Below are 9,558 nucleotides of genomic sequence, written 5' to 3' on the forward strand. Positions count from 1 at the left end.
GCCACAAGGGCCGCGTGGAGTGGAAGTATCCGGTGGTGGGCGTCGCGCTGCTGCTGGCGCTGGCCGTCGCGATTGCGCCAAAGCCGCCTGCAGCGGCGGCCCAGGGCGCCGACCCGGCCGCGCAGTTCGCCGCCGTGCAGGCGATCATCGCGCAGCGCTGCGTGTCCTGCCACTCCGACAAGCCGACCCAGCCCGGCTTCGCCACCGCGCCGATGGGCGTGATGTTGCATGACGAGGCGCTGGTGCGCCAGAACGCAGCCAAAGTCTACGAACAGACGGTACGCCTGAAGGTCATGCCGATCGGGAACCTCACCAACATGACCGATGCGGAACGCGCGCAACTAGGCGCGTGGTTCGAAGCCGGCGCCAAATAGGAATCGCCATGACGACGACACAAGACCGACTGACAGCCTGGATCGACCAGCACTTCGACGAGGAAGTGGCTTTCCTGCAGGGCGTGCTGCGCGTGCCGACAGATACGCCGCCGGGGAACAACGCGCCGCATGCGGAAGCGGTGGCCGGCATGGTCGGGCAATTCGGCTGGAACGCCGAGAAGCATGTGGTGCCGCCGCAGATGGTACGCGGCTACGGCATGGAAAGCATCACCAACCTGATCGTGCGCCGTCCGTATGAGGCAGGTGGTCCGACGATTGCGTTGAATGCGCATGGCGACGTGGTGCCGCCGGGAGAGGGCTGGACCAAGCCGCCGTACGAAGGCGTGATCGAGGACGGTTTCATCTACGGCCGCGGCGCGGCGGTGTCCAAGAGCGACTTCGCCACTTACATCTTCGCGGTGCGTGCGCTCGAAGCGCTGGGCGTGCCGCTCAAGGGCGCGCTCGAACTGCACTTCACCTATGACGAGGAATTCGGCGGGTTGCTTGGACCGGGCTGGCTGCTGGAACAGAAGCTGACCCGGCCGGATTACGTGATCGCGGCGGGCTTCAGCTACAACATCGTCACCGCGCACAACGCCTGCCTGCAGCTGGAGATCACGGTGCACGGCAAGTCCGGCCACGGCGCGATGCCCGAGACCGGGCATGACGCGCTGCAGGCGGCCACGAAGATACTCAACGCGATCTACGGCCAGCTGCCGGAACTGAAGAAGATCAAGTCGAAAGTGCCGGGCATCGACTCGCCGACCATGCTGGTGGGGCGCATCGACGGCGGCACCAATACCAACGTCGTACCGGGCAAGGTAGTCATGAAGATGGACCGCCGCATGATTCCGGAAGAGGATCCGGTTGCGGTGGAAGCGCAGGTGAGGGCGCTGATCGAGGGCGCTGTCAGGGGCGAGCCGGGCATCCGTGTCGAGATCCGCCGGCTGTTGCTGTCGCACGCACTGCGTCCGCTGCCTGAAGGCGAGAAGCTGGTGGCGGCGCTGCAGAAGAATGGCAAGCTGGTGATCGGCGAGGAGATCACGGCGCACGGTACGCCGCTGTATGCGGATGCGCGCCTGTATGGCGAGCACGGGATTCCGGCGGTGCTATACGGCGCGGGGCCGCGCACGGTGCCGGAATCGAATGCGAAGAAAGCTGATGAGAAGCTGGCGCTGGAGGACTTGCGCAAGGCGACCAAGGTGGTGGCGCTGACCTTGCTGGATTTCCTGGGCAAGTAGATATTGGCGCCGGTTCGGTGCGTCGCTTCGGCCAGCAATCGTTTGAACTTCGCGTTCTCTGATTCGAGCTCCTTTGCCGATCAATGGTCACGGCGTATTGGCTGATGATCGAACCATTGGGCGCATTCGTTACGGCAGGCTGCGTCCCGCTATGGCAATCCTTTTGCGAACAGCGAGGTAACGCTGTCGATCAGTGCTGTAGCCCTGTTCGCGGGCACATTGATGTTGCGGTCGATCAGAAGTGACGCCAGCCCATGAACCAACGACCATGCCGCAATACATGCGGATTCGGCGTCGGCATTGGGAGCGCCCCCTTCGGGCATGAGGTCCTCAACAGTAATGCGCATCATGTCGTGGACCCGCTTGGCCCCAGCGTCCAGACTGGGGTACGCGTCCTTGAAGGGGCCGAGTTCGGCGCCAAACATCAGCCGATACAGGGCTGGCTCATCCCGGGCGAACTGGACATAGGCCTTGCCAAGCCGATGCAGCCTGTCCCGCGGCCCGCCGGAAATCGACAGGGCGTGTTCGCAGCGTTCGTCCAGCTTCGAGAATCCTGTTTCGGCCACCGCCGCCAGGAGTGCGCCCCTGTCGCTGAAGTGACGATAGGGCGCGGTCTGCGATACGCCGGCGGCGCGAGCCACTGCCCTGAGCGTCAACGCCTCTTCGCCTTCGCTGTGCAGGAGTTCTACCGCCGAGTCGACCAGCTCTTGTCGCAGGTTGCCGTGATGGTAGGTGAGTCGGGCATCCTTCATTGGTGCCTCAATTGAATGTTGACAGTGTCAGCATATCCCTTTAAATTGACGCTGTCAACATTGTCTTGGGATCCGAGAATGAGCTTTCTTCTGCTGATGGCGGCTGCGGCCGCAATGTACTGGCTGGCCGGCTTCGTGCTGCGCCGTCCGGTAAAGGCTTCGGGCCGCATTGCCCAGCATCCGGGTGGCGGGTTTGCCTGGCCGGCCCGTCGGATTCTGCATGGTTCACGGCGACGAGCTCGATCAACTGTACGTTTCGGACCGCGGACGCGGGAATGGCGTCGGCGGCGCTCTGCTAAACGACGCCGAGAGATGATTGTCGGCGACGGGAGTCGACACCGCCTGGCTCGCGTGTGCCTTTGGCAACCAACGAGCAGCGATGTTCTATCTGAGGCACGGCTGGGAGCGTACCGGTACGATGATCATCCAACTGGAGACCCCGGACGGGCCGTTTCCGTTGGAAGCTTGGCGCTTTGAGAAAGACCTGCGCCAATGACTGCAAGTAAGCCAGTCCGACCCTGCTTACCAGGGCAAGACGTGGTCAACGCAGCCAGCGGCAGAGAATCTCTGCCTCTGGTGCGTTCATTCGGATGCGAAACTTACTTCGTTACTTGTACCCACGCCGAGCTGATGTTGCCGGCGGCGTCCCTTGCGACAGCGGCCACGTTGTGTACGCCGGCAGCGGCCTTGCGGATGCGCCAGGTGTACGCGAGGCTGCCGCCCGAACCTTGTGCGACAACCACGTTGTCGATGTACAGGGTGTGCTTGATGTCTGCGGCGCCGGAGTTGTCGGTAGCGCTCACTTTCACAGTGACCGTGCCGGACACGCGGCCCGCGACCGGGTTCAGGATCTTGACCACAGGCGGCGTCGTGTCCCTCACAATCGGCGTCGTTGCGTTCGCAACGTTGACCGATACCGGCGCCGACGCCATGCTGTTGCCGGCCGCGTCGAAAGCGGTCGCGATCAGCGTGTTCATGCCGTTGGCAACGCCGGCCGAATTCCAGCTGAAGCCGAACGGCCCCGAGCTGTCGACCGCCACCACCGTGCCGTTCACTTTCAGCTCGACGCGGGCGACGCCCACGTTGTCGCTTGCGTTGACGTTGACGGCGGCCAGGCCGCTTACCGAGCTGTTGGCCAGCGGTGCGGTAATAGCGGCCGCAGGAGCGTAAGTGTCAGGCGCGGGAACGTTGACCACCGCAGCCTGCAGCGCCCTGGCGGCATCCACGCGGCCATGGCCGAACAGCGGGTCGCGGCCTGCTGCGCCGCGGTCGAGCGCGGTGTTGAACAGGATCTGCTCGATTTGCGCTGCATTGAGGTCCGGACGGGCCGACATCAGCAACGCGCCGACGCCTGCGGCCAGCGGGCTGGCGAACGAGGTGCCGTTCCAGGTGCCGTAGGCGCCGCCCTTGTTGGTCGACCAGATGTTGGTGCCGGGCGCGGACAGCGAAATGAAGTTGCCGAAGCTCGACCAGCTTGCCTTGTTGTCGCTCGAATCGGTGGCCGCGACGGCGACCAGGGTGGTGGTCGGCGCGTAGCCTTCGTCGACGCCTGCGTTACCGGCGGAGACGAATACCAGGCCGCCCTTGTTCTTCATGTATTGCGCGGCGCTTTGCACGGTGGCGCTGCCGGCTACGCCGGAAAAGCTGACGTTGGCGATGCGCGCGCCGTGATCGGCGGCCCAGGTCAGGCCCGATGCGACGGTGCTGAAGTAGGTGTAGCACTCGTTGTCCGCGTCGACGAACGCGACGCGGATCGGCATGATCTTCGACTTGCCCGCCACGCCGGCCACGCCGACGCCATTGTTGATGACCGCGGCGGCCGCACCGGCGACGGCCGTGCCGTGGCCGCAAACGTCGGAGGTATCGGTGTTGTTGTTGTACGCGTTGACGCCCGGGACCATGCTCGCTGCGAGGTCAGGGTGGGCGCCGTCGACGCCGGAGTCCAGGATCGCGATGGTCACGCCGGCACCCATGGTCGAATCCCAGGCGGCAGGTGCGCCAACCTTGGTGAGGTGCCATGCGCTGCCCATGTACGGGTCGTTGACGGCGGCGGTGATCTTCACCTTGCGGTCGCGCTCGGCGTATTTCAGGTTGGGGTCGCGCTTCAGCTTCTCGATGACGGCTTCGTCCGACTGGCCGCCGGCCACGTCGACCACGTGCAGGTTGCTCTGGCCCATCTTGCGCCCGCGGCCACGGCCGCCATGGCGCTTCATGATCTTGTCGAAGTCGTCACCCGACAGGCCTTCACGCGGCTCAACGAGAATGCGGCCACTTGCGAACTCGGCAGTGGCGGCGCCGTCGAAGCGCGATGCCTGCGCGGAAGGGGCCAGTGCCGCCATTGCGGCCGCTGCCATTGCGGCGCCAAGGGGCAGCTTCAAGGCGCCGGTGCGGTTGACGGAAGTGAGTGAGGCGGTTGCGAATTTCATGTGACAGATCCTGTTTAAAAATGTCGAAAACAGGACTGCCGGGGTTACGCAAGAATTTGCTCCGCGATCGCTGTGAATGATCGCGTTGGAGGGGTTCTGGCCCTGGCCGCGGGGAGGTGCGGGAGGGTGCGCGCTCTGGCAGTCCTGCCGTCGTGGGGCTTGCGCCCGGTAGACCGTAGACTTTGCGTCACCCGCTTTCGCGAGGTTTGCTTTTTGCAGTTGGCGAAGTCAATCCTACGGGAAAATTTCCTCGCATCCGATTGAATTGCGCGCGGTGTGTACGTACGGCATCAGAAAATTTGTAACAAATTCACGCTTGTCTAGCCTTTTGATTATTTAGTTGTCGGTGTGAGTAGCCACGCTTTCAAGAAACGCGGGCGCAGACGAAAAAAGGCGCCCGGAGGCGCCTTTGGTGGAGGGTGACGGCCGCGAGGCGGCTGTTGTCAGTTCTTCAGCGTGCGTTCGAACAGCTGGTAGATGCGGCGGTACTGGTCGTACCAGCTTTCCGGCTGCACGAAGGCGTGGCGTTCCAGCGGGTAGCTGGCCATTTCCCAAATTGGTCCTCTTTAGCTCGATCAGGGCGCTGCGTGCGCATGCCGTACCGAGTCCTGGTAGAACAGTTGTCGTCGACCATGCCCGTGCGAGATCACCAGGTTGCCTTTCAGCTGGTCGGCGTATTCGATAGGCGACGACTTGCGGTAGGCTTCGGGATCCAGATCCGGCGTATTCAGGATGTTCGAGGTGTACTCGTGATTGTAGGTGGTCCAGTCGGTCACCGGGCGCAGCGCGGCGCCGGCCTTGAATGCATCGGGCGCGCGCATCAGCGCCATGAAGGTCATGAAGCCGCCATAGCTGCCGCCGTAGATGCCGACGTTCTTCAGGTCGCCCTGATGGTTCGCCGCCATCCAGTTGACGCCGTCGATGTAGTCGTCCAGTTCCGGATAGCCCATCTGGCGGTAGATCGCCGTGCGCCAGTCGCGCCCATAGCCCTTCGACGCACGGTAGTCCATGTCCAGCACGATGTAACCCTTCTCAACCAGCAGGCTGTGGAACATCTGCTCGCGGAAGTACACCGGGTAGCGCTTGCTGACGTTCTGCAGGTAGCCGGCGCCGTGCACGAACATCACGATCGGGTATTTCTTGCCCGGTTCCAGCGTGGCGGGGCGGTACAGCTTGGCCCAGACCTCGCCGGCGCCCTTGGTCGACGGAATGGCCACGTACTGCGGTTCGATCCAGGTGCGCGCCTTGAAGCCGGCGGTGCGGGTATCGGTCAGCTTGACCGCTGCGCCGCCGGCCGCCGGCACGGTGGCCAGCTGGATCGGCATGTAGCTCGACGAATAGCCGACCAGCAGCTTGCGCTGGTCCGGCGACAGCGTGAAGTGCTCCACGCCTTCCAGCGCCGTTGCTTCGCGCAGCGCGCCGTCCTTGCTTGACACCGCGCAGACCTCATACGTGCCCGGGTTCTTCGGGTTGCACAGCATGTAGGCGGTCGATCCGTCGGATGTCCATTGCACCCGCGTCGCCTCCCACTTGCCGGCGGTGAGGGCCCGGGCCGCGTTGGCGCCGTTCATGGTGTACAGGTGCGAGTAGCCGGTCTCCTCGGACAGGAACCACAGCGTGCCGTTGTCCGACAGCCAGCCGAAGTCGTTGTTGCCGCCGTTGACCCAGGCAGTGTCGCTCTGGCGGTGCACCGGGTTGAGCTTCAGGCCGGCCAGGTCGACCTTGGCAATCCAGCGGTCCTTGTTGTCGACTGCGCGCACCATGACGGCGGCTTGGGAGCCGTTGGCGCTCCAGCGGATGCTTTCGCCGTCGTCGTCCACGCGCACGGAGCGGTTGCCCTTCAGCGGGTCGATCTTTTGCGCCTTGCGCAGCTCCGCCAGCGGGTCGGTGGAAATGCCGGGCAGGGTGTCGAACGGCAGATCGTGCACCTTGCGCGTCTTCAGGTCGACCAGCTTGAGCGCATGCGCCAGGGGCAGGTTGCGGCCAACGCGCGGGCGCTGGTCGTCGAATTCCTCGTAACCCGATTCGGTGATATAGCGCGGCATCTTGCCGACGCGGCCCTTGTCGCCGTTTTTCGGCGCGGTGACCGCCAGCAGCCAGCGCCCGTCCGGCGACAGCGCGCTGCCGTCGATGACGACCTTGTCGCCCAGGTAGATCGGGCCTGGCGCGCGGGTGGCGTCGGCGCGGCGTTCTTCCTCGGTGCGGTCGCGCGCGGCGTCGCGGTCGTCCTTCTGGCGTTTCAGGGTCGAGATCAGGCGCAGCTGCATCGCGCGCAGGGAGTCGTCGTCCGGGTTCGCTGCAGGATCCTTTTCGGCGCGCAGGCGCACCACCGGCGACACCAGGCGGTCGGCGCGGTTCCAGCTAAGCCATTCATGGCCGACGCGGAACTGCACCTGGTTGCCGTCGGCGGAATACTGCGGCGCGGCCAGGCCAGTGCTGCCGCGCGTGATCTGGGTCAGGGCGCCGGTCTTCAGGTCGCGTTCGAACAGGTCGCCGTTGCGCGTCAGGATCGCGCGGGTGCGGTCGCGGTTGTAGGTGAAGTTGGGGCCGTCGACGTTGGCCAGCTCGGCGTCGCTGACCTTGCGCGGCTTGCCGTTAAGCGCCTGGAAGGTGTCGCGCAGCTGCGAGCCGGTGCGCTTCTGTATATAGAAAACTTGCTTGCCGTCCCAGCTCCACCAGGCATCTTCCACCGGCGTGCCGATCCAGTCGGGGTGGGACATCGCCTGGTCGAGGGATATCGGGGTGTATGCCGCGGCGGGGATCGCCCACATCGCTGCTAATAGAGGTAGTGCAAATAATCGCATCGTTGTTCGCGCAGTAAGGGAAGGGAGGCTGTTCGCAGAAAGTTGCGAATAGGTATTCTAGCCCATGCGACCAAGCAGCGCGACATGGCTTTTTGCGCCGGCGTTCGCTTGCTCGCGGTAACCGCGGCTCCACCAAGCGTCGTTATCCGAGCATTTTGGCAAGGTTATTAGTGCCTAGTATAAAGCTTTCCAGAGAACTCAATTTCTTTTTAATCTATTTTAGTTTTTGATTAACTTGAAGACATTGTCGAGTAATTTTACAGATATTGATTATAAATATATTCCAATAAGAAAACATAGAAATAAATCAAAGCTTTGCATTAAATGGCACGAAATATGCTTCGATAAATATGTCGTTAGTCCGACTTGACGGAATGAAAATGTCGATGCTTATTTCAATAGGGGAAGATGATGAAACCACTACGGAATAACCGGTTAGAAATAAAAACTAGTAAATTGGTAAGGGTCGCCATTCTGGCTGCGACCGTATTGGGATTCGGTAACGCTGCGCAAGCGGCACTCGTCAGCTGTCCAGCTTCATTTACCACCAATCCGACGGCGAAGGTCGAAGACGCTACCGGGTTGCTCACGGCGGCAAATGCTTGCCAGTACACAACCCCACCCGATTCCAGCAACGTTGCCTCGATTGCCAACATCAATGCGGCCGGTTTCTTTGGTTTTTCCGACTGGACGTTGAATACCGGGAATCTACAGGTAGATCCAAGTAACGATCAGAATGGGACGTGGGCGATTACAGCTGCTAATTTTGCCGCCAACGACTACATCATTGTCTTTAAGGACGGCAGCGATACCAACCTGATTGCATTCCGCTTCAACGAGCTATTCTCAAACGGTGTCTGGAGCTCGCCGTTTGCGGATCCGCCCTTCGACGTCCCTAATACGAAGGACGTTTCACACTACACGATTGCACAGCGTGGTGGAACGGAGCCGCCATGCGAGGTGGACTGCGACCCACAGGAGCTGCCGGAGCCGGGCAATGTCGCCCTGTTCGGTATCGGCATCCTGGGTGCGGCAGCCGCCATGCGCCGCCGGCGCAAGCAGTAATTCCGCAACGTCAAGTAAGAAAATGCCGGTCAGTTCACAACTGACCGGCATTTTCTTTTCAGCGAACCGCTTTTAGCGGTTGACCTGGATGGTCCTGGTCGATGCGTTGCCGGCCGCGTCGCGGGCCACAGCCTGGATGGTGTGGGCGCCGCGGGAAGCCTTGCGGGCGTTCCAGGAGTAGGACAGCGAGGCGTTGCCGGTCGCCTTGAGGGCGCCGTCGATATACAGGCTCACAGCCGTTACCGCGACATTGTCGCTGGCGCTGACGGTGATGCCGACGTTGCCGTTCACGCTTGCGCCGTCGGCAGGATTGCCGATATTGACCGTTGGCGCGATGGTATCGGCCGTAACATTATTGGCCACCGTGACATTGACAGTGCTCGACGACGAGTTGCCTGCCGCGTCGTAGGCCTTGGCGACCAGCGAGGTCAGGCCGTCGGCGCGCGATGCGGTATCCCAGCTGAAGCTATACGGCGACGCGGTGTCGGTCGCCACCAGCGCGCCGCCGGCGTATAGCTCGACGCGGGTGACGCCCACGTTGTCGGCGGCGCTGACGTTCACCGCCACGATGCCCGATACGGTGCTGCCCGGTGCGCTGACCGACACGGTTGGCGCCTGGGTGTCGGCAGGAGCCACGCCGCGGGCGGCCGCCACGGCGCGCGCCGCGTTGATGCGGCCCGCACCGTAGTAATCGTCGCGGCCGGGCGTGCCGACGTCGTCGGCGGTGGACGCGAGGATGCTGTCGACCTGGGATGGCTGCAGTGCCGGATTTGCCGACAGCATCAGCGCCACGACGCTGGCGGTCAGCGGGCTGGAGAACGAGGTGCCGTTCACAGCCCCGTACCCTCCGCCGGCAATGGTCGTGTAAATGCCGACGCCAGGTGCGGCGATGTCGA

Annotated in this window: 6 protein-coding genes, 1 pseudogene and 1 riboswitch; of the genes and pseudogenes, 3 read left to right on the forward strand and 4 right to left on the reverse strand. The window is 63.0% G+C overall.

Annotation, left to right across the window (positions count from 1 at the left end):
* Positions 1-374, forward strand: a pseudogene (locus D3872_RS17840) (urate hydroxylase PuuD); the annotation flags it as partial.
* A gap of 8 nt (positions 375-382) precedes the next feature.
* Entirely contained in the window at positions 383-1,615 is a 1,233-nt protein-coding gene (locus tag D3872_RS17845; protein ID WP_119812075.1) for an ArgE/DapE family deacylase, read from the forward strand.
* A gap of 149 nt (positions 1,616-1,764) precedes the next feature.
* Here the strand turns inward: D3872_RS17845 and D3872_RS17850 are convergent, their stop codons facing one another.
* The 3 genes from D3872_RS17850 to D3872_RS17860 all read right to left on the reverse strand — a co-directional run bounded on the left by D3872_RS17850 (position 1,765) and on the right by D3872_RS17860 (position 7,564).
* Positions 1,765-2,367: a TetR/AcrR family transcriptional regulator gene (locus D3872_RS17850; RefSeq protein WP_119812076.1), complete on the reverse strand. Its 603-nt coding sequence runs from the start codon at positions 2,365-2,367 to the stop codon at positions 1,765-1,767.
* Positions 2,368-2,966: 599 nt separating this feature from the next.
* A complete protein-coding gene (locus D3872_RS17855; protein ID WP_119812077.1) occupies positions 2,967-4,793 on the reverse strand; it encodes a S8 family serine peptidase in 1,827 nt (608 codons plus the stop codon).
* Positions 4,794-4,927: 134 nt separating this feature from the next.
* A riboswitch (cyclic di-GMP riboswitch) is annotated at positions 4,928-5,014 on the reverse strand.
* A gap of 354 nt (positions 5,015-5,368) precedes the next feature.
* Complete coding sequence (locus tag D3872_RS17860) at positions 5,369-7,564, reverse strand: S9 family peptidase (protein ID WP_307719442.1); 2,196 nt, start codon at positions 7,562-7,564, stop codon at positions 5,369-5,371.
* 441 nt (positions 7,565-8,005) lie between these two features.
* On the opposite strand from D3872_RS17860, the gene D3872_RS17865 reads away from it, so the two are divergent.
* Complete coding sequence (locus D3872_RS17865; RefSeq protein ID WP_119812078.1) at positions 8,006-8,662, forward strand: PEP-CTERM sorting domain-containing protein; 657 nt, start codon at positions 8,006-8,008, stop codon at positions 8,660-8,662.
* 72 nt (positions 8,663-8,734) lie between these two features.
* Here the strand turns inward: D3872_RS17865 and D3872_RS17870 are convergent.
* A partial coding sequence (locus D3872_RS17870) for an Ig-like domain-containing protein (protein ID WP_147373910.1) occupies positions 8,735-9,558 on the reverse strand: 824 nt, incomplete at its 5' end.

Source organism: Massilia cavernae (assembly GCF_003590855.1).
Classification (GTDB): Bacteria; Pseudomonadota; Gammaproteobacteria; order Burkholderiales; family Burkholderiaceae_D; genus Telluria_A; species Telluria_A cavernae.

What these genes read in the sequence shown, in the direction of transcription:
- D3872_RS17845 (WP_119812075.1), top strand. Translation starts at nt 383, where the DNA reads ATGACGACGACACAAGACCGACTGACAGCCTGGATCGACCAGCACTTC.
- D3872_RS17850 (WP_119812076.1), bottom strand. Translation starts at nt 2,367, where the DNA reads ATGAAGGATGCCCGACTCACCTACCATCACGGCAACCTGCGACAAGAG.
- D3872_RS17855 (WP_119812077.1), bottom strand. Translation starts at nt 4,793, where the DNA reads ATGAAATTCGCAACCGCCTCACTCACTTCCGTCAACCGCACCGGCGCC.
- D3872_RS17860 (WP_307719442.1), bottom strand. Translation starts at nt 7,564, where the DNA reads ATGTGGGCGATCCCCGCCGCGGCATACACCCCGATATCCCTCGACCAG.
- D3872_RS17865 (WP_119812078.1), top strand. Translation starts at nt 8,006, where the DNA reads ATGATGAAACCACTACGGAATAACCGGTTAGAAATAAAAACTAGTAAA.